Here is a 25,657-nt window from a genome sequence, read left to right as displayed (position 1 = left end):
ATTTCGCGCGGCCTGTCTTGACCCTCCCGGCGATTCCCACTACACGCATCCAACCAGTTTTCGGGCGCGACTTCGGGTTGCGCCCCTTGTGATTTGGCCAAGGGTCTGAAGCCCGGCCTCCAGAAACAAAGGAAGAAACCATGTCGCGCCGTTGCGAACTGACCGGAAAAGGCCCGATGACTGGCAACAATGTCAGCCACGCCAACAACAAAACCAAACGTCGTTTCCTGCCGAACCTGAACGACGTCACCCTGCAGTCCGAGACTCTGGGCCGTGGCGTCAAGCTGCGCATCTCGGCAGCTGCCCTGCGCTCGGTCGACCACCGCGGTGGTCTGGACGCGTTCCTGGCTAAAGCCAAGGACGAAGAGCTGTCGGCAAACGCACTGAAAGTGAAAAAGGAAATTGCCAAGGCGCAAGCATCGGCCTAAGCTTTTTTCCTTATGAAATTCAAAGCCCTGCACCTTTAAGTGCGGGGCTTTTTTTGTAGCGGCCTCCGATGAGTGGCTGGCATTGTTCCCAATTTCGAAATTATTTTTCTCGATTGGTGAATTTCTTCACATACAGAGATTCGAATCTGACCTAACGTCAGGGCATTCATCAGGCGGGGGCCCTATAATGTCGTTAAAAAGTTTCTACATTTTTTTGTTTCTGGCCGCTGTGTTTCGTAAGGCAATTGCAGCCTGTTCACAGATGCAGCGCAGGGTGAACCGGACCCATACCAGCTTCACCGCAAGCCAGGTGAAACGGACCGGACTGGACTACTAAGACCTGCTTCAAGCGCGACCCTTTTGCGCTTGAAGCGCCTTCGGGCGCTGACCTATACCAAGGTCAGGATGAGACCTAAGACTACCAGATTCCTACCTTTCGTCGTTTCCCTGCTGCTGGTGCTGACCGGGCAGGGCGTTGCCATGTCACGTGGTATGGACACTGCTGTGGGTCAGATGGTGCTGTGCACCGGTACTGGCCCGGTTGTTGTCTATATGGACGAACGTGGTCAGCCCACAGCGCCACCGCATTATTGCCCGGATTACGCGTTGTCCCTTATGGGTGCGATTGCTGCATCCCATCCCCCGATGCCCGCACCGCCGGAACTGTCGCAGCCCGCGCCGTTACGGGATGTCGGTAATCAGATTGCGTTGCCAGTTCCCCATACCCCGGCCCGTGCACCGCCAGTTGTTGTTTGAAACTCCATCTTTTTTCGAGAAATCAAACAACAAGGAGAGACGCGATGTCTTTCAAATCAAATCTGCTCGCAACCCTGGCTGCTATGACCCTGGCCGTTCCTGTATTGGCTGACGGCACCATTTCTGTGGATGACGCTTATGCCAGATCCTCGGGTAAAACCGCCAAGGCTGGTGCCGCGTTCATGATGATCCAGAACCAGAGCGACACGGACGACCGCCTGATTGGCGTAACGTCAGATGCTGCGGCGCGCGTTGAGCTGCACACGCACAAGGTTGATGACAACGGTGTGGCCAAGATGGTGCATGTCGAAGAAGGCTTTGTGATTCCAGCGGGCGAAACTCACATGCTGAAACGCGGTGGTGACCACGTTATGTTCATGGGTCTGACTGCACCGTTTGAGCAAGATGCTACGGTCCCGGTGACACTGATTTTCGAGAATGCTGGTGAGGTTGAGATCGAGATCCCCGTCGACCTTGAACGTCAGGACAAAGGCGGACACGGGTCACACGATCACGGATCGCATTCAGATTAAAGCGCGAGTCTTCGGACAGTCCAGCGACCTTTGAAAAACGTCAGGCCGGGCACTGCCCGGCCTGAAACGCTTTTGGTCAATGGCCGCTCTACTTATTGACGGTCTTCAATCCGACCCGGTCACCCGCTTTGCGGAACCGGGAGGCCAGCCAGAACATGACGGCAGAAATTGCAAGCGCTGAGAAGGCGATACCCCAGCCCAACGCCACCAGCGCTACTGCTGGCCAGATCATAAGAACCAACCCGATAACCAAAGCCAGAAAGCCCGAGACCCGCATGGAGCCACGCTGTGGGTCCCGCTCATGCATCTGTTGAGCCGCTGCCAGTGAACCGATTCCGATAATCAATGCCCATGCGCCCAAAAGGAAAAAGGCAAGCTTGACCGTGCCTTCGGGCCAAATCAACAGGATCAAACCGATCAGAAGTGCGCCGATTGCAGCGCCTCCCAACACCCCGCGACGTCCGATCCCCAAAAGTGTCAGGCCGCCATCTAAAATCAACAGTACACCGACCAGTTGCAACAGCATGGCGATGCTGCCAGACGGCCAGAACAGCGCAGCGATGCCCACAATTCCCGCAAGAACGCCACGCAGCAAGAAGGTCCACCAGAGATTGGACAATTGCGCGCCCAGCAGGTCGCGTTGGGCCATGCTGCCATCCTCAAGGATTTCGCCGGTTTTGGGTTCTTGGTCGGTCATGGCTGATCCTCCGGTTGTTTCGGATGCAATCTAAGCAAATAAATCAAGCGGTGTCTGCACCTTATGAGGGTCGCGCCAGCAATTGCTCAACCCAGTGCGGCACCGTTTCTGACGCTTTGCCGAGGATATATGTGTCAAATCCCGAGGCCCCAAGCGTCGGCTCCAGATTAATCTCTACGGTTTGTGCGCCCGCGGCTTGTGCCTCGTGCACAAACGCTGCAGCCGGATAGACCTGACCTGAGGTGCCGATGGCGGCGAAAAGCGACGCGCTGGCCAGATGGTCGTAAATCTCATCCATGTGGTACGGCATCTCTCCGAACCAGACCACATCGGGACGGGCCGTTGGCTGGTTGCAGGATGGGCAGGGCTCACCCACGGCCATCTCAGGTGGAGCGATCCAGCGATGCCCACAGGCCGAACACAACGCACCTGCCAGTGTCCCGTGCATGTGAATGACATTTCGCGCGCCACCAGCTTCGTGCAGGCTGTCGACGTTCTGAGTGACGATCACCACTTCTCCGGGCCAGTCCCGTTGCAGACGTGCCAGTGCTTTGTGAGCGGCATTCGGTTCTACGCCCGCCGCCTGAGTGCGACGCGCATTGTAAAATCCCTGCACCAAGGCCGGGTTGCGGGCGAAGCCTTCGGGTGTGGCCACATCCTCAATCCTGTGTTGCGCCCATAGCCCGCCCTCATCGCGAAAGGTGCTGAGCCCGCTTTCGGCGGAAATTCCGGCTCCGGTCAGAATGACGATCTTTTCCATATCCCCTCCACACGGTACAGCTTTGCCATGTCACACCGTATCCTCTTTGTCTGTCTCGGCAACATTTGCCGATCCCCCGCGGCCGAGGGCGTCTTTCGCTCTCGCGCGCCGCATCATTCAACCGACAGTGCCGGAACAATGGGTTGGCACGCGGGTAAACCACCCTACGGACCGATGCAGGCCGCCGCCAAAGCCAGGGGCTATGACCTCAGCGACCTGCGTGCCCGACAGTTCACGGCTGCCGATTTCGAACGTTTCGATCTGATCATCGGTATGGATGCAAACAACATGGCGGATATCGAAGATCTGCGCCCTGCAGGCAATAACACGCCTGTGCGCCTGTTGACGGACTTTGCCCATGAATCCCAGTCGGACCATGTGCCTGACCCCTACTACACGCGGGACTTCGATGGTGCACTGGATCTGATCGAAACAGCAGTGGCCGGACTGGCCATTCATCTGGAGCGCTAGCCGCCGATCACCTTCAACTGACCGTTCAGCCAGGGCAGTTTGTTGAGGGCCGGTTCGATGATCTGGTTTTGCATCAGCCGACGTGTCATTCCCGCGACCTCCTGCGGCACCTGATCCGACCAATCGGTGCGGGCCAAAAGAGAGATCGTGCGAGAGAAATCTCCGAAAGGGGCAGGGTGGGCCTCTAAGCCATCATGGAACCGTGTTGCACGCATGAAACCCAACGGCGTCGTGATCGCCCAGCCCAGGCCACGCGCGACCATGGCCATCAGCGCCATATGCGACCCGATCTCAAACCGTTCCTCGAACTCCTGCGCCTCACGCGCCATATGCACTTCGATCTGGCGACTGATCAGTTGCTCGCGGGCATAGCGTAGAAACGGTAAACCGTCTTGCACCGCTGTCACGCCGCCAGACCCCTTCGGGGCCACCAGAATGAATGGATCGCGCACCAGAGGATATTCGACCACTCCCTCTAGCACCTCGCCGCTATGGGCGGTGACCGCCATATGAAGCCGTTGTTCGGCCAGTGCCTCGAACAGATCGAGGCTGGACAGGGTGATCAGTTTGAAATTCGACCGCGTCAGGCTGTCCGCCAGCAGCGTGGCCAACCGTGGGGTCAGATCGTTGTCGAAATCGTCGATCAACCCGATGGAAAGCGTGGTCAGGTGCCCCAGCTCCATGACCGACAGCTCGCTTTGTGCCATCTGCAACTCGGCCAAAACGGCCTCGGCCCGTTCCAGAAAACTGCGCCCGGCTTGCGTCAGTCGCATCGGGCGGCGTCCATGATCAACCAGATCGGTGCCCAGCGCCTTTTCCAGATTGCGCAATTGCTGAGAAACGGATGGCTGGCTAAGCCCGGTGATCTCGGCGGCCTGCGCTACCGATCCCGTCCGCGCCAAAGCCTCGAACACCTCAAGGCCCCGCAGGGTCAGCCCTTTCATCACCATCGCACACACCTTTCGCTGCGCCTTTTCTGAGGCGCAGCTTGCATCAGGTCAAGGATTTGCGGTGCGTTAGCTGCAGATCGCCTGCGCCATCTGGCCAAAGTTCTGATAACGATCCCACAGCGCATCATCACGCGCGGTCTTCGACATCTTCAATTCTTGCGCCTGATGGGGGTCTTCGAACCATTTCGAGACGGTCTTCTGGTCACTGCGCGTCAGTGCCTGATCTGCCACGCGCTGAATGCAGCTGCACCGATCACGTGTGGCCGCCGCCCGATCCGACGCCAGACAGGCGCGCTTGATCTGCGCAGCCTCAACCTGCGGAGCGATGGCCGTCATCGTTGCGGCACAGAATGCGATTAAGAGGAACTGTTTCATGCTCATGCCTCGTTTTTGCCTGCCCTAAGGGATCTTGTGCCCCTCTCGGTCTGCGCGGGAGTATGAATCAATGTGGTTAACGGATCAATCATACGTTGCGAAAAAGTGATTGCACGAGTCGGAAACGCCTAGCCCGCAGGGCGGGCTTCAACTCGGCACCAATAATTGTGACAGGCCGAAAAGAGTCACAGTGCCTCAGGATTAGACCAATGCTATTGAGAAAGTACCGCCTATGACTTCATTGATGAGAGCAATAACCGACCTCCACGTATAATGAATCGTTGTAGGGAGCGTTTTTTCTTAAATCGAACATGTAGTCATTTCCGACCGAAAATGCTCCGCTCGGGTGGAAGTGTACGCCCCCACAGTGCACGGACACCAAAAATCCATTTTCAACGTAGATTTCAGTGCATTTTCTTGTGCTGGGGTTTGTGATGGAATTTTTGGTTGTTTCAAAAGTTTGCCAGCAACGTTGCAGGAATTTCTCTGATTGCGTTTCGTAATCCAACTCTTCTGAAAGAGAAACTTTACAAAAGTCGTGATCATCTGGATCAACTTTCCAGAACTGGTATCGACTGGTGCTAAAGTTCTCAGAAATCCATTCTGAGTCTTTGTAGTTGAAGCCTTTTGACTGAACACCCACACATTCAATACGAGTTCCGATGCTGATCTCGTAATCGGTGGGGTTCTCTAGTGATGGAGTCTCCTTCTCGCCGGCCAGGACAACCTCTTTGTCCCAAGCGCCGACTATTGCGTTCACATCCCTTGCAAACAAGGAAGCTGGAAGGATAACGAGACCGACAAAAATTGAAACAAAATCAAATTTCATAGCATTTATTGCCCTGATTGAATGTGTTGCGTGTTTGTCCTTGGAGCACGTTTAGTCAATCCCAAGCAAGCAAATCACAGCACAAAGGCCAATAGCTCAATCAGAGACCAGCATTTTAGGTAAGCAGGCATCAAAGGAGAAGGAATGTGATGACTACAAGTGGACCAACAGCTCAAGGTTGTTAAGATGCTCCACCAATTCGAAAGCTTCAGTTTTGGCACTGCGCTAGAAAGAAGATTTGCAATCTGCCACGCGCACTCAATCCACCTTGACCAACCCACGATTCCTCTACATATCCCCAACCCATGACAGACCTCGCTCATATCCGCAATTTCTCCATCGTCGCGCATATCGACCATGGCAAATCCACCCTTGCTGACCGGCTCATCCAAGAGACCGGAACCGTCAAGGATCGCGACATGAAAGAACAGCTGCTCGACAGCATGGATATCGAGCGCGAACGCGGTATCACAATCAAGGCCAACACGGTTCGCATCGACTATACGGCGGATGACGGCGAGCACTATGTGCTGAACCTGATCGACACCCCCGGCCACGTGGACTTTGCCTATGAGGTCTCACGGTCCATGCGTGCGGTCGAAGGCTCGCTGCTGGTTGTGGACTCGACCCAAGGGGTCGAGGCGCAGACGCTGGCGAACGTGTACCAAGCCATCGACGCCGATCATGAGATTGTTCCAGTGCTGAACAAGATCGACCTGCCCGCGTCCGACTGCGACCGCGTGGCCGAACAGATCGAGGATGTGATCGGCATCGACGCGACTGATGCCATTCAGGTCAGCGCCAAAACGGGGCAGGGCATCCACGAAACGCTGGAAGCCATTGTGCAGCAACTTCCTGCGCCGGAGGGCAATCTGGACGCGCCGCTCAAGGCAATGCTGGTGGATTCGTGGTATGACGCTTATCTGGGTGTGATCGTTCTGGTCCGTATCATGGACGGCACGCTGAAAAAGGGGATGCGGGTCAAGTTCATGTCGAACAACACCCTGCACCACGTCGACCGCGTCGGCGTTTTCCGGCCCGAGATGGAAATGGTCGACAGCCTCGGCCCCGGTGAGATCGGTTTTCTGACCGCATCCATCAAACAGGTCCGCGACACCCGCGTCGGTGACACGATCACCAATGACCGCAACGGGACCGAAGACGCACTGGACGGGTTCAAACCCGCGCAGCCGGTGGTGTTCTGTGGCCTCTTCCCCGTGGACTCGGCCGAATTTGAAGACCTGCGGGATGCGATCGACAAGCTGGCCCTGAACGACGCCTCGTTCAGTTTTGAGATGGAAACCTCGGCCGCGCTGGGCTTTGGCTTCCGCTGCGGCTTCCTTGGCCTGCTGCACCTTGAGGTCATCCGCGACCGCATCGAACGCGAATACGATATCGAGCTTATCACCACCGCGCCCTCGGTGATCTATCACGTCTACATGAAGGACGGCGAGATGATCGAGCTGCACAACCCCGCGGACATGCCCGACCCGTCCAAGGTCGACCATATCGAGGAGCCGCGCATCAAGGCGACCATTCTGGTGCCAGACGAATATCTGGGTGACGTACTGAAACTCTGTCAGGACCGCCGCGGCATCCAGCTGGACCTGACCTATGCGGGCAGCCGCGCCATGGTCGTCTATGACCTGCCGCTGAACGAGGTTGTCTTTGACTTCTACGACCGCCTGAAATCGGTGACCAAGGGCTATGCCTCGTTCGACTACCAGATGACCGGCTATACCGAGGATAACCTGGTCAAGATGTCGGTGCTGGTGAATGACGAACCGGTTGACGCGCTGTCGACCATGGTTCACCGCGACCGGGCCGAGATGCGGGGCCGGGCGATGTGCGAAAAGCTCAAGGACCTGATCCCGCGCCACATGTTCAAAATCCCGATCCAGGCCGCCATCGGAGGCAAGGTCATCGCCCGCGAGACCCTCTCGGCGCTGCGCAAGGACGTGACCGCGAAGTGCTACGGAGGGGATGCTACACGGAAACGCAAACTGCTGGACAAGCAGAAGGCGGGTAAGAAGAAGATGCGCCAGTTCGGGAAGGTTGATATCCCGCAGGAGGCGTTTATTTCCGCACTTAAAATGGATTCTTAATCCATTTTAAGTGCGAAAGCGCGAAAGCGTTTGGCAAAGCCAAACGCGTGCGGCACCCGGTACAGTAATAGTGCTGTTGGACAGCTGAAGGCTGGGCATTATTACGACGGGTGGTTGAAAGCGGGTGGCGCAGCCAACTGCGTGCCCACGGGGTTGGGTGAGAGAATATTTATTAATTTATTCAATCAAATTGGCAGCGAAGAGATTTTGAGAATGAACGAGGATAGCCGCATTGTGTTTGTTGTCGGTGCTGGGGCGAGCGTTGAGTTTGGCCTGCCTGTCGGATCGACACTCAAACAAGCGATCTCATCGAGTGCAAACTCAGTCGAAGTCGAGGATTTCGGAAGAATAGTTGGCACAGATAGACTATTGAGTGACGTGGCCCGATGGATTTCAAACGAATACCCGGACGTCAATGTCGTTTCAGAAATGAAGAAAATCTCGGCGGGGGTTTTGCTGCTTCCTTCCATTGATAACTACTTGCATGCGCATTCGACCAATGATTGCCGTGTCAAACTGGGAAAAATATTGATTGCTAGCGAGCTTCTCGCCGCAGAGAAAGCCTCAAAACTGTTTTTTAATCCAACAAATTTCTATGACCGTTTTGATTTTTCACAAACTTCCGATACTTGGCTCGCGGCATTGTTCAGTGCACTATGTACAGTCGGCAAAGTTGAGGACGTGGCAGAAAAACTCAAAAAAATCACGTTCGTTTCGTTTAACTACGATAGGGTGATTGCACGCTTCTTTTTTCTCGCTATTCAGGCGGCTTTCGATCTCTCCGAGGATGAGGCGGACAGGTTTTGTGCTGAAAACCTGAACATTCTACATCCATATGGGTCACTTGGAGAGCTAAAACCCAAAGCAGAAGGTTCGGGGTTCGGAAAACGAGAGCAGTCTCAAGATATTATCGATGCAGCATCTTCACTACGTGTTTTTACAGAAGGCGGAGATGAAAAGGTGCGCTCTGAGGTGCGAAAAAGTCTTGAAAATTCGGATTCCATATTCTTTCTAGGGTTTTCTTTTTTGAAATTGAACATGGATTATTTGAAGCCGGATGACGGTGTAGAATGCCAGTGTTTCGGAACAAATCTGGGTGTTTCAGAATACAATGATAACAAAGCTAAAAATCGTATATCAACTTGGTACAAAAACGGCCTAGGAAGACTAAACGTGCAGAGCCTAGAGTTCGACCAAGTGGGATGTTCGGATTTAATCAATGATTACTCGGGCTTTTTTGAGTGACTGAAAACTCCTACTGTTTGAAATATATTCCCATCGTTTGGCTCACCCGCCCGGCGGCACCGCCGGGCCACGTCGACCCGCCCCCATGGGGTGGCGCGTTTGCGCCTCCTCTCGGGACGGCGCTGCCGTAAACTCTGCTGAAAAACCACCGTCCCAGATTTCGAGTTTCCGCCATCAGATGCTACACTCCCAACATTGAATTCAGAAAATTCAAAATGGGGGAGTGTGTTATGGATCAGACTCTGCGTTCAAGAACGTCTATGGGCCGTCTGGATCATTACTATTACATCATGCGGACGACAATTTTTGCCTATGTGGCGCTCGCTGCCATAATCGGGTTTGGCGCTCAGGGAATTTCGCTGGTTCTGGTAGTCCTGGTCATTGCCACTGCGGCTTTTGGCATTCTGGCGGGCAGCACCGCTTTGGCCGATGTCGAAAACCTGCGGGACGACATGGACGACGAATTGGCGGCGTCGAATTTCGGCAAGGGCGTCAAATCCCATAACGTGAAAGGGCTTATCTTAACGTCCAATGTGTTGCTCGGTCTGATCGGGCTGGCCGAACTCATCGCGATTGTGTTCTGACCGGGTCTGTGACCAACCTCACACCCCCAAACCCATACTCCTGCTAAACTTGATCCCACGGCAACCTTGGCAGGAGGCCCCGATGTCTACATCCATGATCCCCCTCATCGCCCTTGGGTCGGCGGGTCTTTATTCCGTGGCCATGATCTCGATGAAGTTTTGGTGGAAACTCCCCGGAGTCGGCCTCAGCCTGTTGATCGTCGCAACCCTGCTGGCCGCCGCAACGCTGGAACTCGCCGCCCTGCGTGAGGAGCGGTTAGGTATCATCTATACGGGTATTCTGGGGGCCGAGGTCATTCTGATCGCCATCGCCTCATTCTTTCTGTTTGGCGAGAATTTCTCATACCGGGAAGTTGCTGGGATCGCTCTGGTTTTGATCGGGACAGCGCTGGCCTGGGCCTGACGCTTTCTCTTTTCGCTCAGGCCAAATGCCTTATCCGCGCGGCACCAGATGCAGCCATTGCATCGGAAACCCGCGCCCTTCCGAGATGATCGGCCATTTGAAATCATCCCCCAGCTTGAGGATTTTATCCATCTCTGACGTGTCGCGGACGCTGCCGTCCACATAGGTGATCTGAAAATACTGACCGCAAAAATCTTCGATGGCCCTCAATTTGGCAGCGCCGTTCTCGACCATCTGAGGATGCAGTTCGATCAGGAATTCCGACTGGCGATACTGGGTCAGAAATTCTTCGGTCAGCAGGCTGAATTCCACGCCCTCGATGTCGATCAGAAAGAAAATGTCACCGGGGTTGGGGGCAACGCTTGCGATATTCTCGGCGGTGTTATCCAGCGCGTCGCCAAACACGGTCACGTGGTCGCCGACACCGTTATGCTCGGCCGTCTCGCGGATGACCTCGCGGCCCTTTGCCGATACTTCAAAACACACGCTTTTCTCGAAGTTACCGGTCGAGACAAGGCCAACGCCCCAAAAGCCATCGGCCGCGCCGATATCCACCAGCACGGGCTTGTCCGAGTTGCTCAGAATGCCAAGGTTCTACTGCTCATAAAGGCCAAAGATCTTTGTGGCGGTATCAGAGTGCCCGCCCCAAAAGGCGTTTTCGGTAAAGCGAAAACCTTTCATCGGCCCGCACAGCACTTCAGAGCCGCTTTGTTCCAGTACAAATTGCGAAAACTCGCTTCGGAAGCGTCGGACAGCGCTTTTGAAGGCGCGATGGTGTCTTTTGGGAAAGTGCATTTGTACCTATTCGCGTTTCTGTCCGTCGGGCGGGTGTATCGCACCCAGTCTTTAAGTTGCGTTGACTGCTGTGGGAAGGAAAAAGGCGCACCATCAGCAGGTTCCGATCGCTTCATGCGCCCGGCAACCTGAACGGTGTGTGAAGTTTACTTTAGGTAAGTTGTAACCGCTACGCGCTCTCCCAATCTGTTGGGCACACAGAAGGAGAGAGCCCATGACCAGATACATGACTGCCGGAGCAGCTGCTTTGGCCACGACACTCACCCTTGGAACAGCCGCGATGGCTGAAACAACGCCTGACCTGCGCGGTACGTGGTTGGGGTCTTACACGACCGTCCAGCCAAGCCATTACTACAAAGGCGACGAGCCTCGGTTCAACCAAGCGGAATGGATGCTTGATGTGCAGATTCAGGAGGACAATGTCTTCTGGGGTCCCAGCAAGTGGCGGCGCGATGGCGACACCGAATGGAATGAATACGAGGCGACCGGAACCATCAGTCTGGACGGCTCTGGTGCCATCGGCATCGTTGAAACGTCACCGCTGGTGATTGGCGCCAATGCGTTGATCGATGCGCGGTATGAAGACGGCAAGATCTATGCGGATTTCCGTAGCCTGCGAAACGGAACGACTTACAGCACCGTTCTGGAACGTCAGGTGAACTGAAGCGGTTCCGGCCCGGTCGGACCGTAGGGGGTATAGACCGCCGCCCGCCGCCTATGCGGCAGAGTGGCCGGTCGTCGTCCGGGTCGGACCGCTTCTCAGTATTGAAGCCATTGTCTTTTTCAAGGGGAGGAGACCGGGTGGCGATGTCACTGTGTGCTGCAGGATTCAAAGCGTTTCGGTTGGAGTGCGCTGTCCCACGACCGGGGCCAGTTGGGTCTCGCACGTAGTGAATCTTCGCCATCCGGTTTCTGATGAATTACCGACAAGAGTTTTTCACGCCCTATTTCAGCTGGGGGCCAAGCACTGCCGTGGGTAACGAAGTGACCTAATAAAGAGCTGTTCAGGTCGCCGATTCGATGGAATTGGCGCCTGAGAGTTGAACAAACCCAGTGGTTTTCACCGAAACGGCCGCGCTGCCGCCTTTGCACCCGCAGCATTTCATGGAAAAGTGGCACATAATCGACGGCTACCTGAACATCCGATCAACTCAGCGCGGTGTCGTGCTTTCTCGGATTATCCACAGAAATGTCCCGCCGGATATCAACATTTTATCCCCGTCTATTTTTCATGCTGCAGTGCTATTTTCTTGCCGGGCGAGGACCGGAATGTAACAGTCTGATCACTGCCTAGGGTCCTCGGAACCGACGGTGGCAAGCAAAGGTCCAGAGGTTTGAGGGTTTGAGAGGGTCTTGGGATTTTCTTAGAGCTTCAAAGACTTACCGTTAAGGTCAGTTGTGGGCAGGCATCGCGCTTGTTTCAGTTGACTGTCCTCGTTGATGGCCGATGCAGGCTGCGCGATCCTTAGGGGTCAGAGCAGTTGTCACGGCCCCTCAGTGGGCTGAGGCAAAAGGATCGGGGCACCCCTTGGGGCGCATCGACCCGGTAAGGCGTCAGGCGTATCCGAAAGGGTACTCGCAAAGACAACGTCGGCGCACCTGACGCCTTTTCCTTTGCCGGTTTACGGTTTTATACAGGCTACCACTCACCCCCAGCTGAACGAGAACGGGGCTCTTTCGCGCGTGCAAAAGAGCCCCGATGTGGTTCTGGAAAATAAAGCCAAGAGGCTGCGCCTCGGCAATGTGGGTATTGGGATCGGGCGCAGCAATCCGTCTACTTGGTTTGAAGACGAACGCACTGCGCAAGTTCGGAAAACCTTACAGGTTTTCCTGCACGTCTGTCGCAGCGTCCTGGATGGCGTCCCCGGCCTTTTCAATATCTTTCCCAGCGCCTTTTGCAGTTTCGCAGGCTGTCAGGGCAAACAGGCTCAGGCCAATCAAAATAACACGGATCATTGTCGTCTCCTTGGTGCTCGATGGAGGTTCGGTAGCAGCTTTCCGCCAATGAAACCAGTCGTTAAGAAGCACCCTCGCCACAAAACAACTCATAGATCACTTCCAACATCCGTTTTGGACGATTGTCCGCCAGACGATAATAGATCGCTTTACCTTCCCGTCTTGGGATGACCAAACCTTCCAATCGAAGGCGCGACAATTGCTGAGACACCGCGGCTTGCCTTGCGGACAAAAGCTCTTCCAATTCTGTCACAGATTTCTCACCCGATACCAGGTGGCACAAGATCATCAAGCGCCCTTCATGGCTGATCGCTTTAAGAAAATTCGACGCACGTGTCGCGTTGCCGACCATGCGGTCAAAGTCTTCTTGGGACATGTCTTGTGACAGTTGGGGAAGTGCCATTGTTCTATTTCCTTGCTAACCCATCAAGTTGGTCACGTTATTACATCACAACGAACCTTTGCCGCGTTGCATCCACTTACATGTTTCGGTCATTTTGCTCCATATGTATAAATCAAAATACCGTGATGAGTGAAAGGGAAACAGAAGCCACCTTTCCCCCCTACCGCAACCAAAGGGCGCCGGCTGCGTTCCACCATTCGTTTTTGAATGTGAAGACCGGGTGCTGCCTTGCGCGTATTTGATCACAGTACACATTCCTGCGTCGTTCTCACTTGCCCCCCTTGCAGCCCCCCCGAGCCGATACTAAGACTCGGGTAATACTTGTTGGGGTAGTGTCCCGATCCATAGCAAAGCAGGCAGGTTCAGAATGTTCGATCCCGTAGATACCTACATGAATACGCTCGTTCCCATGGTCGTCGAGCAGACCAGCCGGGGCGAACGCGCTTACGATATTTTCTCGCGTCTGCTGAAAGAGCGGATCATCTTCATCAACGGCCCAATTCACGATGGTATGAGCCATTTGGTAGTTGCGCAGCTGTTGCACCTTGAGGCCGAGAATCCGAACAAGGAAATCTCGATCTACATCAATTCGCCTGGTGGTGTGGTGACCAGCGGTTTGTCGATTTACGATACAATGCAGTATATCAAGCCGAAATGTTCCACATTGGTGATCGGTCAGGCGGCATCGATGGGCTCGGTTCTGCTGGCCGGTGGTGAGAAAGGGATGCGGTTTTCGCTGCCCAACAGCCGGATCATGGTTCACCAGCCCAGCGGTGGCTATCAGGGTCAGGCAAGCGATATCATGATCCATGCGGCCGAAACGCAAAAGCTGAAGGATCGCCTGTATGACATTTACGTGCGTCATACCGGGCAGACCAAAAAGGCGGTTGAAAAGGCGCTGGACCGTGACAACTTCATGAGCCCGGAAGAAGCGAAAGACTGGGGCCACATCGATGAAATCGTCGAAAACCGTGCAAAAATGGACACGGAAGAGGCCTAAGGCCAGTGCTCCGCGCCATCGGCGCGGGGGTCATTTTGAGATTGTAGCCGCCAGAGTGCTGGCCTAAGCTGCACAAACAGGCGTAAGCGCATCCCTGCCGGGGTGCAGGGACGAGGCCCGAAAGGTAGATCATGGCGACGAATTCAGGCGGCGACGGGAAGAACACGCTCTACTGCAGTTTCTGCGGGAAAAGCCAGCATGAGGTGCGAAAACTGATCGCGGGCCCGACCGTGTTCATCTGTGACGAATGCGTCGAACTGTGCATGGATATCATCCGTGAAGAGACCAAGGCCAGCGGGCTGAAGTCGTCTGATGGTGTCCCCACGCCCAAAGACATTTGCGAGGTCCTGGACGACTATGTAATCGGGCAGGCAACCGCTAAGCGCGTTCTGTCCGTTGCGGTTCACAACCATTACAAACGTCTGAACCATGCTCAGAAAGCCGGCAGCGACATTGAACTGGCGAAGTCCAATATCCTGCTGATTGGCCCAACAGGGTGCGGTAAGACGCTTCTGGCGCAGACACTGGCCCGTATTCTGGACGTGCCATTCACCATGGCTGATGCAACGACGCTGACTGAAGCGGGCTATGTGGGCGAAGATGTCGAAAACATCATCCTCAAACTGCTACAGGCCAGCGAATACAACGTCGAACGCGCGCAACGCGGCATCGTCTACATCGACGAGGTCGACAAGATAACGCGCAAGTCCGAGAACCCGTCGATCACGCGGGACGTTTCGGGCGAGGGCGTGCAGCAAGCCTTGCTGAAACTTATGGAAGGCACCGTGGCCAGCGTTCCTCCGCAAGGTGGACGCAAACATCCGCAGCAAGAATTTCTGCAGGTGGATACCACCAACATTCTTTTCATCTGCGGCGGCGCCTTTGCCGGTCTGGACAAGATCATCGCGCAGCGCGGCAAAGGTTCGGCCATGGGTTTTGGTGCCGATGTGCGTGACAATGACGACCGCGGCGTAGGCGAGATTTTCAAGGATCTTGAGCCGGAAGATCTGCTGAAATTCGGCTTGATCCCCGAGTTTGTGGGACGCTTGCCGGTTCTGGCAACGCTCGAAGACTTGGACGAAGACGCCTTGGTCACGATCCTGACCAAGCCCAAGAACGCTTTGGTCAAGCAGTATCAGCGCTTGTTCGAATTGGAAGATGTCGAACTCGACTTCACGGATGATGCGCTGAAATCTATCGCCAAGAAAGCGATTGAGCGCAAAACCGGTGCGCGCGGCTTGCGGTCGATCCTGGAAGACATTCTGCTGGATACCATGTTCGAACTGCCGGGCATGAAGAACGTCAGTGAAGTTGTCGTGAACGAAGAGGCGGTATCGTCCGAGTCACAACCACTGTTCATCTATGCTGACGCGGCGCCGGAATCGGCATCAGCAGGTTAGTAGCAATTCACGGGTGTTGGATTTGACAAGACAGTAGGGGGTTCTGCCCCCGCTGCCGTTTTACCAGTGTCCCCGAGACAGTTGCGGCCCGAGAACTGGCGATTGTTGCCTTTTTTCGTTTGTAGCAGTGGTCTTTGGCTTGCGATCAACGAAGAGGAAGCGGCATGGCGATTCAGCGGATCTCATCCGGCGGTGAATTCGAAGCAAAAGTTGGATACTGCCGTGCGGTTGTCGCGGGCGGCTGGGTTCACGTGGCCGGAACAGTGGGGCAGGGTGAAGATATTGTGGCGCAGTGCCGCTCCGCGCTGAGCATCATTGAAACTGCTCTGCAAAAGGCAGGTGCAGGATTCGAGGATGTGGTTCGGGTGACATACATGTTGCCGGATCGCACAGAGTTTGAGCCTTGCTGGCCCATTCTGGCGGACACCTTCGGCGCAAATCCTCCGGCTGCGACCATGATTGAATGTGGATTGATCGATCTGAAATACAGGATCGAGATCGAAGTGACCGCGTTTCTGCCGGAGTGACGCATGCGGCCCCAGGGGTACTGGACCTTGGCGAGCCTTTGGTCCATACCTTTTCTCGACCGAAATGCCGGAGGCACCCGATGGGAATCCTGAACAGTCTTTTGCGAGCCGTAACTTGGTGGAACGGGTCCACTTTGAACACGCAGATTTACACTTCGCGAAAAGGCGTCAAAGTCGGCGAAGACAATGAAGGCAATGTGTTTTATCGCACAGCGGACGACAGCAAACGCTGGGTGATCTTCAACGGTGAGGCTGAAGCCAGCCGAGTTGATCCCGAATGGCACGGTTGGTTGCATCGCACCTGGGATGAGCCTCCGACGGACAAGCCTTTGCCGCATAAATCCTGGGAAAAGCCGCATCAGGAAAACCTGACCGGCACTGCTATGGCTTATGCGCCTGCAGGTTCGCTGCGTCGGGCCGAGCCGGTAGAACGCAAGGATTATGAGGCCTGGAGCCCAGAATAAGCGAGGCGAACATGTCGAGCCATAATTGGACCGAAGTATTTGTCGGTGGCGTTGTGTTGGCCGGTGCGCTGGCATTTGGCGTTTACGCCAGCCAATCGACGGGCTTGTCGCAAGGCGCGGCCGGGTACGAACTTGGTGCGTCTTTCAGGTCGTTGGAAGGGGTCGGTGTTGGCACGGATGTCCGTCTTGCAGGCGTCAAGATTGGAACTGTAACCGGTGTGACGCTGAACGCGGATACCTATCGCGCAGACACGACGTTCACCATTGCCGATGGCATCCTAGTGCCGGATGACAGCGCCATTGTGATCTCGTCCGAGGGGCTGCTGGGTGGCAATTTCGTCGAAGTTATGCCCGGGGGGTCGCCATTCTATTTCGAACCCGGAGACGAGATCGAAGATACACAAGGCGCGGTCAGTCTGATCTCTCTGCTGGTCAAGTTTGTGGCCGGAGATGGCAGCGAATGATCCGCGCCGTTTTGATTGCCCTTCTTCTGGTCGGAACCAGTGCTGTTGCTCAGCAAAAGGTCCAGTCCGGTCCGGGGGCCATGCTGCGCGGGCTGGACAAAGTCAGCGGTCAAACCGTCGATGTTGAAATGCAAAGCGGTGAGACCGAAGCTGTGTTCGGCTTGGATGTCGCGCTGGGGGATTGTCGTTATCCGGTTGATAACCCGACGGGTGACGCGTTTGCCTATCTGACGATTTGGGAAACGGGGAAAGCTGATCAGTTGTTTGACGGCTGGATGATTGCGACATCCCCAGCCCTAAATGCGTTGGACCATGCGCGTTATGATGTCTGGGTGATCCGCTGTATTACACCCGCTGCGGACTGATCGATTGACGCCTTGAAATCGGCGCTGAGATTCAGAGCCTCTTCAAGTTCTCTTTTGTAAGCGCTGCGCGGGATTTCGATAGCGCCAAGGGACGCCAGATGCGCAGTCAAAAACTGCGTATCGAACAAGTGAAATCCAGTTTGTCGCAGGCGGTCCACAAGATAGGCAAGGGCGATTTTCGACGCATCGGTGCGGCGTGAGAACATGCTTTCCCCGAAGAATGCAGCCCCCAAGGTTACACCATAGACACCGCCCACAAGTGCGGCTCCGTCCCAGACTTCGAGAGAATGGGCATAACCTGTTTGATGCAATTGGCGGTACAGATCGTGCAGTTCTGCGTTGATCCAGGTGTCGGCCCGATCGGCACAGCCATCCACGACGCCTGAAAAGTCCTGATTTATTGTGATATCGAACCCGCAATTGCGGATGCGGCGTGAAAGACTACGGGAGACATGGAACCCGTCCAACGGAAACACGCCGCGAAATTTTGGATCGACCCAGAACAGCTCGGGGTCATCGCGGTGTTCTGCCATCGGGAAAATGCCGATGGAGTACCCGTGCAGCAAAAGTTCAGCGGATAGGCTCATCTGGGATATGCAGGAACCGGAAGGCGTGTGCCCTCCGGTTCTTGGAGGTTCCTATTCCATATTCTCCGCAAGCCAGCGCTCCAGCCAGTGGATGTTGTAGTCGCCGCTGTGCAGGTCGGGTTCCTGCAGCAAGGCATGGAACAGAGGCACTGTGGTATCGATGCCGTCCACGATCAACTCTCCCAATGCGCGTTCCAGACGCGCCAGCGCTTCGGCCCGGTCGCGGCCCTGAACGATCAGCTTGGCAATCAGCGAGTCATAGTAAGGCGGGATGGAATAGCCATCATAGAGCGCTGAATCCATCCGCACGCCCAGACCACCCGGCGCGTGATACGCGGTGATCTTGCCCGGGCAAGGTGAAAAGTTCGGCAACTTTTCCGCGTTGATCCGCACCTCAATGGCGTGGCCGTTGATTTCCAGATCCTCTTGCCCAAATGACATCGGCTCGCCTGCGGCCACGCGGATTTGCTCGCGCACCAGATCGACGCCAAAGATGCCTTCGGTTACCGGATGCTCCACCTGAAGGCGGGTGTTCATTTCGATGAAATAGAACTCGCCATTCTCATAGAGGAACTCGATGGTGCCCGCGCCGATATAGTTGATCTTGGCCACGGCGTCGGCACAGATCTTGCCGATCCTGGCCCGTTCTTCGGGGGTGATGCAGGGGCCGGGGGCCTCTTCAAACACTTTCTGGTGCCGGCGCTGCAACGAGCAGTCGCGTTCACCCAAATGCACCGCTTTACCCTTGCCGTCGCCGAAGACCTGAATTTCGATATGGCGCGGCGTGGTCAGGTATTTCTCGATATAGACCTCGTCATTGCCAAAGGCGGCTTTGCCTTCTGCACGCGCGGTCATAAAGGCGCTTTCCATTTCATCCGCATTCATCGCGACCTTCATGCCGCGACCGCCGCCACCTGCTGTGGCCTTGATGATGACCGGATAACCGAATTCCTCACCGATGCGCTTGGCGTCTTCCAATGTGGGTACGCCACCGTCAGATCCGGGCACGCAAGGCACGCCCAGTGCTTTCATCGTGTCCTTAGCGGTGATCTTGTCGCCCATCACGCGGATATGCTCGGCGGTGGGGCCGATAAACGTGATGTCGTGATCTTCGACAATCTGCACGAATTCGGCATTCTCGGACAAGAAGCCATAGCCGGGGTGAATGGCCTGTGCACCAGTGATCTCGCACGCCGAAATGATGGCAGGCACGGACAGATAACTTTGCGGGCTGGGCGGGGGGCCAATGCAGACCGATTCGTCCGCCATTCGTACATGCATCGCGTCGCTGTCGGCGGTGGAATGGACGGCGACCGTCTTTATCCCCATCTCGCGGGCAGCGCGGATGACGCGCAGGGCGATCTCGCCTCGGTTGGCAATCAGGATCTTGTCGAACATGGGCCCGCCTTACTCGATGATGACCAGAGGAGTGCCGAATTCCACAGCGTCGCCATCACCGACCAGAATGCGTTTGATCGTGCCCGATTTTGGGGCGTGGATGTGGTTCATGGTTTTCATCGCTTCGACGATCAGCAGCGTGTCGCCTTCCGAGACCGCAGCACCAACGGAGATAAATGCAGGCGCACCGGGTTCGGGTTGCATATAGACCGTTCCAACCATGGGTGAGGTCACAGCACCGGGATGGCTGGCCGGGTCTTCCTGCGCCGCTGGGGCTTCGGCAGCGGCAGGGGCGGCCGCAGGGGCGGCAACAGGAGCAGGGGCTGCGGCGGGCACCGCGACCTGAACCGGAGCGGCAGCGGCCTGTGTCATACGGCTGACGCGCACGTTCAGGCTGTCTTCTTCGCCGTATTCGCGTTTGACCTGCAATTCGGTCAGGTCGTTTTCGCGCAGCAATTCAGCCAGAGCCTTGATGAATGCCACATCCGCTTCGTGTTTGGTATCTGTCATGAGTGTCCTCGACGGTTCCCCTTTGGCCCGTCTGTTTTTGCGGGCTCTGATCAAATTACGCAGCGTTATAGGCCAAGCAGCGGTGCATGAAAAGCGCCGACTCGCACCATCACGAACTGGTTTGCCGCTTAATTTAAAGGGCCGATTGACTTACAGGGGCATCCCAGACAGCTTCGCGACCAGTTCAGACAGCTTTCGTGCGCCAAATTTTTCAAGCAACCGGGCGCGATAGGCTTCGATCGTGCGATAGCTCAGCCCCAATTCTGCGCCGATTTCCTTGGCCGACAAACCGCGGCAGGACAAGATGGCCACTTCGCGTTCACGCACTGTCAATTCAACCAGAGGTCGTTCTTCTGAAATATCCGAAAAACTCCAGATGCCGTGCCGAAACGGATCGTCGGGGGTTAGTGATCGACCGCGCGCGCGACACCAGAACAGATCGCCATCGCGGCGTCTCATGACACGCTCGTCAGTGTAATAGCCGGTGTCGCGCATGACCTGCAGGCTGCGCTCTCCGATCCGTTCCCAATCGGCGACCGAAGGATAAAGGTGCAGCAGTGGCATGTTGCGGTAGTCTGCTTCCTCGCCACCGAACGTGCGCGCGAATTGCAGATTGCAGCGCCGGATGATCCGGTTTTCAAGCTCTACAAGGCCGATGGGCGCATATTCGAAGGCTGGGTCGCTCATGCGGGTATCGTGCCGGGAAACTGCGCAGAAGAGAAGGGGGGATGGGCCTTATCGTGTGATAACGACAAGTCCTCCCTGCGCGGTGACCACGCTGGCTTTGTCAAAATTGTAAATCCGGATTGAAAACTTTGAACTAAACCTCAGAAATATATAATATGTTTCGATAATAACTTTCGCGATCTCGGCTTAACCTTAGCCAGGAGGATGCAAGCATGCGTGATACTCTGACGGGAAGCCGTATCCGAGAGAGGCGGCAGATTGCCGGGCTCAGGCAAGCTGAATTGGCGCGGTTGGCTGGGATTTCGGCCTCTTACCTGAACTTGATCGAACATAATCGGCGTCGGATCGGGGGCAAGCTGCTGGTGGATATCGCGGCGGCCTTGTCGGTAGAGCCTTCGGTGCTGACAAAGGGGATCGAGGCCACATTGGTGTCGGCCCTGCGCGAAGCAGCGGATGATGCGGTTGGTCAGACCGCGGAGTTGGACGGTCTGGAAGAGTTCGCCGGGCGCTTTCCAGGCTGGGCCGGGGTGCTGGCACAGATGCATCGCCGTGTCGTCTCGTTGGAACGCAATGTCGAGATGCTGTCTGACCGACTGACCCATGATCCCCAGCTGGCGGCCTCGATGCACGAGGTCTTGTCAACAGCAGCAGCGATTCGATCTACGGCCGCGATTCTTGCAGACACCGAGGATATCGAGGCTGAATGGCGCGAACGGTTTCATAAGAACCTGCATCAGGATGCCGAACGGTTGGCAGGCAGTTCCAAGGCGTTGGTGACGTTTCTGGATGAAAGCGATACAGCGGTCGACCCGCGCGGTGTACCTTTGGAAGAGGTCGAAGCGTTCTTTCAGGCGCGTGATTACACTTTCTCGGAATTGGAGGGTCGAGGTGAGGCTGATATCATTGACCTGAGTGACCTTAACACTGCGGCGGCCCGAGCCGTCGCACGTGAAATGTTGGAAACACTGAGCGCTGACGCACAAGCCATGCCAATGGATGCGGTTGCCTCGTTTATCCAAGACGCTGGCCCAGATCCGATTAACCTTGCGCGCCACTTTTCTGTGGACATGGCAACGGTCCTTAGACGCTTGGCATGTTTGCCCGAAAGTGTTGTGTCTGGCCCGATCGGCTTGGTGCTGTGCGATGCGTCCGGCAGCATCTTATTTCTCAAGCCGGTTCCGGGATTTGCCATGCCAAGACATGGCGAGGCTTGCCCCCTTTGGCCAGTTTTTACTGCTTTGAACCGCCCCCTGGTGCCGGTGCGCAAGCGCGTTGTGCAGACTGGACGGGCCTCGGCCACGTTTGAGTGTTTCGCGTATGCCTGGCCGCATTCTGTGGCCGGGTACGATCAAGATCCAGCCTATCGATCTGTCATGTTGGTGCGCCCCGAGCCGGAAACAGCTTTCGAACCAGCAGTTACCGAGGTTGGACCTAATTGTCGGGTCTGCCCACGCAATGATTGCACAGCACGCCGCGAGCCGTCGATTTTGAGCGAAGGTTTTTGACACTTTCCTGACAGAACGCTTAATCTGGCTACGACCGGCCAAGGGATGGGCGACCGGTCTTGGGAGGAACTGAAAATATGAGCCGTAAGGTTCTGTTGATCGAGGACGAGCCGAATATCGCCGAGGCAATCCGGTTCCTGCTGACCCGCGAGGGTTGGCAGGTCGAGATTCACGGCGACGGTGCCGACGCGCTTCAGGTAATTCAGGGCGCACAGCCTGATCTGGTCATTCTGGACGTCATGCTGCCGGGCAAAAGCGGCATGGATATTCTGCGTGATCTCAGAGAGATGGAAGAGCTGTCTGGTCTTCCTGTACTTATGCTGACGGCGCGCGGACAGTCGCGCGACCGGGAAATGGCGGAAAATGCAGGCGTCAGCCGATTTATGACGAAACCCTTTTCCAACGCCGAAGTGCTAACGGCTGTGCGTGATCTGCATGCGCAGGCGACGCGGCTATAATGTCAGACGAGGGTAACAAAGATCAGCGGCCGGGCGCACGATCTTCGGTTTTTCTGGAACGTCAAAGCTATCGCCGTCGCAGGTTGACAGACGCTGCCCGACTGCTGCCATTTCTTGGGGCTCTCTTGTTCGCACTACCGCTTCTGTGGCCAGATCGCTCCAGCGGGGATGTCGCAGTGCCACTGTCATCGGCAATCTTCTACGTCTTCGTTTGCTGGGGCGCACTGATTGTGATCGGTCTGATCTTTGGGTTTGCTGCCCGCCGCATACCCACGCCCGAGGATCAAGACACAGGGGTTGAATGATGACCACTGTGAACGTCCTGATTCTCGTTTGTTTGGGCTACGTCGTATTTCTGTTTGCTGTAGCCTTCGCAGCAGATCGCATGGCTGCGGCTGGGCGTGGGAAATGGCTGCGCTCTCCCCTGATCTATACGCTGTCTCTGTCGATCTATTGCACCGCTTGGACGTTCTACGGTGCTGTGGGCAACGCCGCGCGGTCGGGGTTAGAGTTTGTCACCATCTACCTTGGTCCCACGCTGGTTATGGTCAGCTGGTGGTGGGGGCTGCGTAAACTTGTGCGTGTGGGGCGCAGTCAAAGGGTGACTTCGATCGCGGACCTGCTGTCGTCGCGCTATGGCAAGTCAAACACACTGGCGGTCTGCGTCACCATTCTGGCGGTGTTGGGCGGAACGCCATATATCGCGCTGCAATTACAATCGATTACGCTGTCTTTCTCGATCTTTGCCGAGGCCGATCCGTCGGGCCTGTATCGCGAAGGCTCGAGCGTGTTTTGGGTTGCGGCTGGCTTGGCCGTGTTTGCCATTCTCTTTGGCACACGCAATCTGGACGTAAATGAGCGCCATCACGGGGTGGTCACGGCGATTGCGGTCGAAGCCGTCGTCAAACTGTTTGCACTCATCGCAGTCGGCGTTTTTGTCGTCTGGGGCATTGCCGGTGGTATCGCACCCATGATGGAGCGGATCGATGCGTCGGAAATTGGGCACTGGAACGTCGACGCCGGGCGTTGGACGACCTTCATTTTCTTGTCTGCTGCAGCCTTTATCTGCTTGCCGCGCATGTTCCAGGTGATGGTGGTCGAGAATGACGACGAAAGCCATCTGAGAACCGCAGCCTGGGCTTTCCCGCTCTATCTTCTATTGATGAGCCTGTTTGTCGTCCCGATTGCCGTCGTGGGCCTGGACCTGCTGCCCGAAGGCGCCAATCCAGATTTGTTCGTTCTGACTGTGCCCCTGTCACAGGGTAACGATTGGCTGGCGATGCTGTCCTTTATCGGTGGATTTTCATCTGCGACATCAATGGTAATCGTGACCGCTATGGCGCTATCGACCATGGTGTCAAACCATGTCGTCATGCCCATCTGGCTGAATACACAGGAAGGCACGGGCTCGGTCTCGGGCGATGTTCGCAATATCGTTCTGATGGCCCGCCGCGTGTCTATCGCCGTTGTTATGGCGCTGGGCTATTTCTATTATCGGGCGTCGGGCGGTGGAGCCGCGCTGGCCTCGATCGGTTTGATCGCCTTTGCCGGAATTTCTCAGATCCTGCCTGCTTTGGTTGGTGGTCTGTTTTGGCGCGGGGCTACACGAACCGGTGCACTTGTCGGGCTGACGGTTGGGTTTCTTCTGTGGATTTACACCTTGCTGCTGCCTGGAATGGGCGGCGCATCAATGCCCGATGGCGTGCTGCAGAACGGGTTGTTCGGAATCGGCTGGCTGCGTCCACAGGCCTTGTTTGGGATTGAGGGGATAGATCCGATCGTCCATTCCGTGATGTGGTCGCTGTTGCTGAACACAATCGCGTTCTGTGTGGCCTCTTTGCTCAGTTTTCCCAGCCCGCTTGAGCGGTTGCAGGGGGCGCAATTTGTCAACGTGTTCGATCATTCGGTCGCTCCGCGCGGCTGGTCGGGCTCGGTCGCGCAAAGCGAAGACCTGATGATCATGACCCAGCGCATTCTGGGCACCGGTCCCGCGCAGGAGTTCTTTCAGGCCGAAGCCGAGAAGCAGGGAGGGCGGTCGCAACTGCCGGAACCTACCCCCGGATTTCTCAGCCGTTTGGAACGCGAATTGAGCGGGTCCGTTGGGACGGCCACGGCCCATGCCATGATCGGCCAGATCGTGGGCGGCTCGTCAGTGTCGGTCGAAGATCTGCTGGCTGTGGCGGATGAATCCGCGCAATTGCTGGAATACTCCAGCCAGCTTGAGGTGAAGTCATCCGAGCTTAGCCGAACGGCGCGGCAACTGCGCGAGGCTAATTCCAAACTTACACAGGTGTCTGCGCAAAAGGACAACTTCCTTAGTCAGGTCAGTCATGAATTGCGGACGCCCATGACCTCGATCCGGGCGTTTTCTGAAATCATGCGTGACACTGAAGGTCTGAGTCGTGAGGAACAAACCCGATACGCCACAATCATCCACGATGAGGCGCTGCGATTGACCCGCCTGCTGGACGATCTGCTGGATCTGAGTGTTCTGGAAAACGGTCAGGTCAACCTCAACATCAGTGATGACAGTTTGCGTTCGGTTCTGGATCGTGCCGTGTCCAGCGCATTGGCCGGAGCAGGCCGCAAGATAACTGTACGGCGCGCACGAGCTGCTGAGCGGATTGTCTTGCACACGGATTTAGACAGGCTGGGTCAGGTGTTCATAAACCTGATCTCAAACGCACAGAAATACTGCGATGCGGTCGAGCCCGTTCTGACAATTTCAGCATATGATGTTGGCGGGCGAGTTATCATCGATTTCATCGACAATGGCAGTGGCATTCCACCCGGCGCGCGTTCGATGGTATTCGAGAAATTTGCGCGCGTTGGCGTCGACAAGGCCGGCGGGGCAGGGCTGGGTCTGGCCATCTGCCGCGAGATCATGCAGCGGCTTGGGGGCGAGATCACCTATCTGCCGGGACAGGGCGGAGCGGCGTTTCGAGTCAGCTTGCCTTTGGCTCATCGGCAAGCTGCTCAGTGATGCGGTCATAAAGAACTTT

31 protein-coding genes are annotated in these 25,657 nt (G+C 56.0%); 19 read left to right on the top strand and 12 right to left on the bottom strand.

All coding sequences use genetic code 11. The features are described 5' to 3' along the window. Positions 1-140 precede the first annotated feature (140 nt). From rpmB to GOV90_RS05060, 3 genes are all read left to right on the top strand, one after another. Positions 141-428, top strand: a complete 288-nt coding sequence (rpmB, locus tag GOV90_RS05070; protein ID WP_171094054.1) for a 50S ribosomal protein L28 — start codon at positions 141-143, stop codon at positions 426-428. A 405-nt stretch (positions 429-833) separates the two neighbouring features. Beyond that, positions 834-1,184 carry a hypothetical protein gene (locus GOV90_RS05065; protein ID WP_171094053.1) on the top strand — a complete coding sequence of 117 codons (351 nt, stop codon included), beginning with the start codon at positions 834-836 and terminating at the stop codon, positions 1,182-1,184. 44 nt (positions 1,185-1,228) lie between these two features. Beyond that, positions 1,229-1,717 (top strand): copper chaperone PCu(A)C, encoded by a 489-nt coding sequence (locus GOV90_RS05060; protein WP_171094051.1) that lies wholly within the window; start codon positions 1,229-1,231, stop codon positions 1,715-1,717. An 88-nt stretch (positions 1,718-1,805) separates the two neighbouring features. On the opposite strand, the gene GOV90_RS05055 is transcribed toward GOV90_RS05060, so the two are convergent. Together GOV90_RS05055 and GOV90_RS05050 are read right to left on the bottom strand one after the other, a co-directional pair. Continuing rightward, positions 1,806-2,414 (bottom strand): HdeD family acid-resistance protein, encoded by a 609-nt coding sequence (locus tag GOV90_RS05055; RefSeq protein WP_171094049.1) that lies wholly within the window; start codon positions 2,412-2,414, stop codon positions 1,806-1,808. Between the two features lie 61 nt (positions 2,415-2,475). Beyond that, positions 2,476-3,174, bottom strand: a complete 699-nt coding sequence (locus GOV90_RS05050; protein WP_171094047.1) for an NAD-dependent deacylase — start codon at positions 3,172-3,174, stop codon at positions 2,476-2,478. A gap of 27 nt (positions 3,175-3,201) precedes the next feature. On the opposite strand from GOV90_RS05050, the gene GOV90_RS05045 reads away from it, so the two are divergent. Continuing rightward, positions 3,202-3,645, top strand: coding sequence for a low molecular weight protein-tyrosine-phosphatase (locus GOV90_RS05045; RefSeq protein WP_171094045.1), 444 nt, complete (start codon positions 3,202-3,204; stop codon positions 3,643-3,645). On the opposite strand, the gene GOV90_RS05040 is transcribed toward GOV90_RS05045, so the two are convergent. From GOV90_RS05040 to GOV90_RS05030, 3 genes are all read right to left on the bottom strand, one after another. Beyond that, a complete protein-coding gene (locus tag GOV90_RS05040; RefSeq protein ID WP_171094043.1) occupies positions 3,642-4,595 on the bottom strand; it encodes a LysR family transcriptional regulator in 954 nt (317 codons plus the stop codon). The two genes, GOV90_RS05045 and GOV90_RS05040, sit on opposite strands and share 4 nt — an antisense overlap. A 66-nt stretch (positions 4,596-4,661) precedes the next feature. Beyond that, on the bottom strand, positions 4,662-4,970 hold the full coding sequence (locus GOV90_RS05035) for a hypothetical protein (RefSeq protein WP_171094041.1): 309 nt from the start codon (positions 4,968-4,970) through the stop codon (positions 4,662-4,664). A 238-nt stretch (positions 4,971-5,208) separates the two neighbouring features. Beyond that, a complete protein-coding gene (locus tag GOV90_RS05030; protein ID WP_171094038.1) occupies positions 5,209-5,799 on the bottom strand; it encodes a hypothetical protein in 591 nt (196 codons plus the stop codon). Between the two features lie 305 nt (positions 5,800-6,104). On the opposite strand from GOV90_RS05030, the gene lepA reads away from it, so the two are divergent. From lepA to GOV90_RS05010, 4 genes are all read left to right on the top strand, one after another. Further along, the gene (lepA, locus tag GOV90_RS05025) at positions 6,105-7,904 is read left to right on the top strand and encodes a translation elongation factor 4 (RefSeq protein WP_171094035.1); all 1,800 of its coding nucleotides are present in this window, start codon (positions 6,105-6,107) and stop codon (positions 7,902-7,904) included. A gap of 30 nt (positions 7,905-7,934) precedes the next feature. Further along, positions 7,935-9,149 carry a hypothetical protein gene (locus tag GOV90_RS05020; RefSeq protein ID WP_171094034.1) on the top strand — a complete coding sequence of 405 codons (1,215 nt, stop codon included), beginning with the start codon at positions 7,935-7,937 and terminating at the stop codon, positions 9,147-9,149. 230 nt (positions 9,150-9,379) lie between these two features. Next, entirely contained in the window at positions 9,380-9,733 is a 354-nt protein-coding gene (locus tag GOV90_RS05015; RefSeq protein ID WP_171094031.1) for a hypothetical protein, read from the top strand. Positions 9,734-9,815: 82 nt separating this feature from the next. Continuing rightward, positions 9,816-10,136, top strand: a complete 321-nt coding sequence (locus GOV90_RS05010) for a hypothetical protein (RefSeq protein ID WP_171094029.1) — start codon at positions 9,816-9,818, stop codon at positions 10,134-10,136. Positions 10,137-10,166: 30 nt separating this feature from the next. On the opposite strand, the gene GOV90_RS05005 is transcribed toward GOV90_RS05010, so the two are convergent. Continuing rightward, entirely contained in the window at positions 10,167-10,697 is a 531-nt protein-coding gene (locus GOV90_RS05005) for a hypothetical protein (protein WP_171172820.1), read from the bottom strand. A gap of 448 nt (positions 10,698-11,145) precedes the next feature. Here GOV90_RS05005 and GOV90_RS05000 point away from each other — a divergent pair, with 448 nt between their 5' ends. After that, complete coding sequence (locus GOV90_RS05000; RefSeq protein ID WP_171094022.1) at positions 11,146-11,595, top strand: hypothetical protein; 450 nt, start codon at positions 11,146-11,148, stop codon at positions 11,593-11,595. Positions 11,596-12,749: 1,154 nt separating this feature from the next. Here the strand turns inward: GOV90_RS05000 and GOV90_RS04995 are convergent. After that, positions 12,750-12,887, bottom strand: coding sequence for an entericidin A/B family lipoprotein (locus GOV90_RS04995; RefSeq protein ID WP_171094020.1), 138 nt, complete (start codon positions 12,885-12,887; stop codon positions 12,750-12,752). A gap of 61 nt (positions 12,888-12,948) precedes the next feature. Next, positions 12,949-13,290 (bottom strand): helix-turn-helix transcriptional regulator, encoded by a 342-nt coding sequence (locus GOV90_RS04990; protein ID WP_171094018.1) that lies wholly within the window; start codon positions 13,288-13,290, stop codon positions 12,949-12,951. Positions 13,291-13,657: 367 nt separating this feature from the next. Between GOV90_RS04990 and GOV90_RS04985 the strand changes: the two genes are divergently transcribed. From GOV90_RS04985 to GOV90_RS04960, 6 genes are all read left to right on the top strand, one after another. Next, the gene (locus GOV90_RS04985; protein ID WP_170530866.1) at positions 13,658-14,290 is read left to right on the top strand and encodes an ATP-dependent Clp protease proteolytic subunit; all 633 of its coding nucleotides are present in this window, start codon (positions 13,658-13,660) and stop codon (positions 14,288-14,290) included. Positions 14,291-14,421: 131 nt separating this feature from the next. Beyond that, complete coding sequence (gene clpX / locus GOV90_RS04980) at positions 14,422-15,690, top strand: ATP-dependent Clp protease ATP-binding subunit ClpX (protein ID WP_171094016.1); 1,269 nt, start codon at positions 14,422-14,424, stop codon at positions 15,688-15,690. Positions 15,691-15,854: 164 nt separating this feature from the next. Then, positions 15,855-16,217: a RidA family protein gene (locus GOV90_RS04975; protein ID WP_171094014.1), complete on the top strand. Its 363-nt coding sequence runs from the start codon at positions 15,855-15,857 to the stop codon at positions 16,215-16,217. 80 nt (positions 16,218-16,297) lie between these two features. Further along, positions 16,298-16,681 carry an NADH:ubiquinone oxidoreductase subunit NDUFA12 gene (locus tag GOV90_RS04970; protein WP_171094011.1) on the top strand — a complete coding sequence of 128 codons (384 nt, stop codon included), beginning with the start codon at positions 16,298-16,300 and terminating at the stop codon, positions 16,679-16,681. An 11-nt stretch (positions 16,682-16,692) separates the two neighbouring features. After that, positions 16,693-17,145 carry an outer membrane lipid asymmetry maintenance protein MlaD gene (mlaD, locus tag GOV90_RS04965; RefSeq protein WP_171094008.1) on the top strand — a complete coding sequence of 151 codons (453 nt, stop codon included), beginning with the start codon at positions 16,693-16,695 and terminating at the stop codon, positions 17,143-17,145. Further along, positions 17,142-17,510 (top strand): DUF2155 domain-containing protein, encoded by a 369-nt coding sequence (locus GOV90_RS04960; protein ID WP_171094006.1) that lies wholly within the window; start codon positions 17,142-17,144, stop codon positions 17,508-17,510. The genes mlaD and GOV90_RS04960 overlap by 4 nt, the downstream gene beginning before the upstream one ends. Here GOV90_RS04960 and aat read toward each other — a convergent pair. The 4 genes from aat to GOV90_RS04940 form a co-directional block, all read right to left on the bottom strand. Then, a complete protein-coding gene (aat, locus tag GOV90_RS04955; RefSeq protein ID WP_171094004.1) occupies positions 17,465-18,097 on the bottom strand; it encodes a leucyl/phenylalanyl-tRNA--protein transferase in 633 nt (210 codons plus the stop codon). The two genes, GOV90_RS04960 and aat, sit on opposite strands and share 46 nt — an antisense overlap. Before the next feature lie 51 nt (positions 18,098-18,148). Further along, complete coding sequence (gene accC / locus GOV90_RS04950; protein WP_171094002.1) at positions 18,149-19,495, bottom strand: acetyl-CoA carboxylase biotin carboxylase subunit; 1,347 nt, start codon at positions 19,493-19,495, stop codon at positions 18,149-18,151. A 9-nt stretch (positions 19,496-19,504) separates the two neighbouring features. Further along, positions 19,505-20,005 carry an acetyl-CoA carboxylase biotin carboxyl carrier protein gene (gene accB, locus GOV90_RS04945; RefSeq protein ID WP_171094000.1) on the bottom strand — a complete coding sequence of 167 codons (501 nt, stop codon included), beginning with the start codon at positions 20,003-20,005 and terminating at the stop codon, positions 19,505-19,507. Between the two features lie 150 nt (positions 20,006-20,155). Further along, entirely contained in the window at positions 20,156-20,692 is a 537-nt protein-coding gene (locus GOV90_RS04940; RefSeq protein ID WP_171093998.1) for a helix-turn-helix transcriptional regulator, read from the bottom strand. Positions 20,693-20,904: 212 nt separating this feature from the next. Between GOV90_RS04940 and GOV90_RS04935 the strand changes: the two genes are divergently transcribed. From GOV90_RS04935 to GOV90_RS04920, 4 genes are all read left to right on the top strand, one after another. Beyond that, complete coding sequence (locus GOV90_RS04935; RefSeq protein ID WP_171093996.1) at positions 20,905-22,197, top strand: helix-turn-helix domain-containing protein; 1,293 nt, start codon at positions 20,905-20,907, stop codon at positions 22,195-22,197. Positions 22,198-22,274: 77 nt separating this feature from the next. After that, a complete protein-coding gene (locus tag GOV90_RS04930; RefSeq protein WP_171093994.1) occupies positions 22,275-22,655 on the top strand; it encodes a response regulator transcription factor in 381 nt (126 codons plus the stop codon). Next, complete coding sequence (locus tag GOV90_RS04925) at positions 22,655-22,960, top strand: hypothetical protein (protein WP_171093992.1); 306 nt, start codon at positions 22,655-22,657, stop codon at positions 22,958-22,960. Before GOV90_RS04930 ends, GOV90_RS04925 begins: the two co-directional genes overlap by 1 nt. Continuing rightward, the gene (locus tag GOV90_RS04920; RefSeq protein ID WP_171093990.1) at positions 22,960-25,638 is read left to right on the top strand and encodes a sensor histidine kinase; all 2,679 of its coding nucleotides are present in this window, start codon (positions 22,960-22,962) and stop codon (positions 25,636-25,638) included. Before GOV90_RS04925 ends, GOV90_RS04920 begins: the two co-directional genes overlap by 1 nt. Positions 25,639-25,657: the final 19 nt, after the last annotated feature.

Source organism: Ruegeria sp. HKCCA5929, assembly GCF_013034525.1.
Lineage (GTDB): Bacteria > Pseudomonadota > Alphaproteobacteria > Rhodobacterales > Rhodobacteraceae > Ruegeria.
This window is presented reverse-complemented; position numbering and strand designations above follow the sequence as displayed.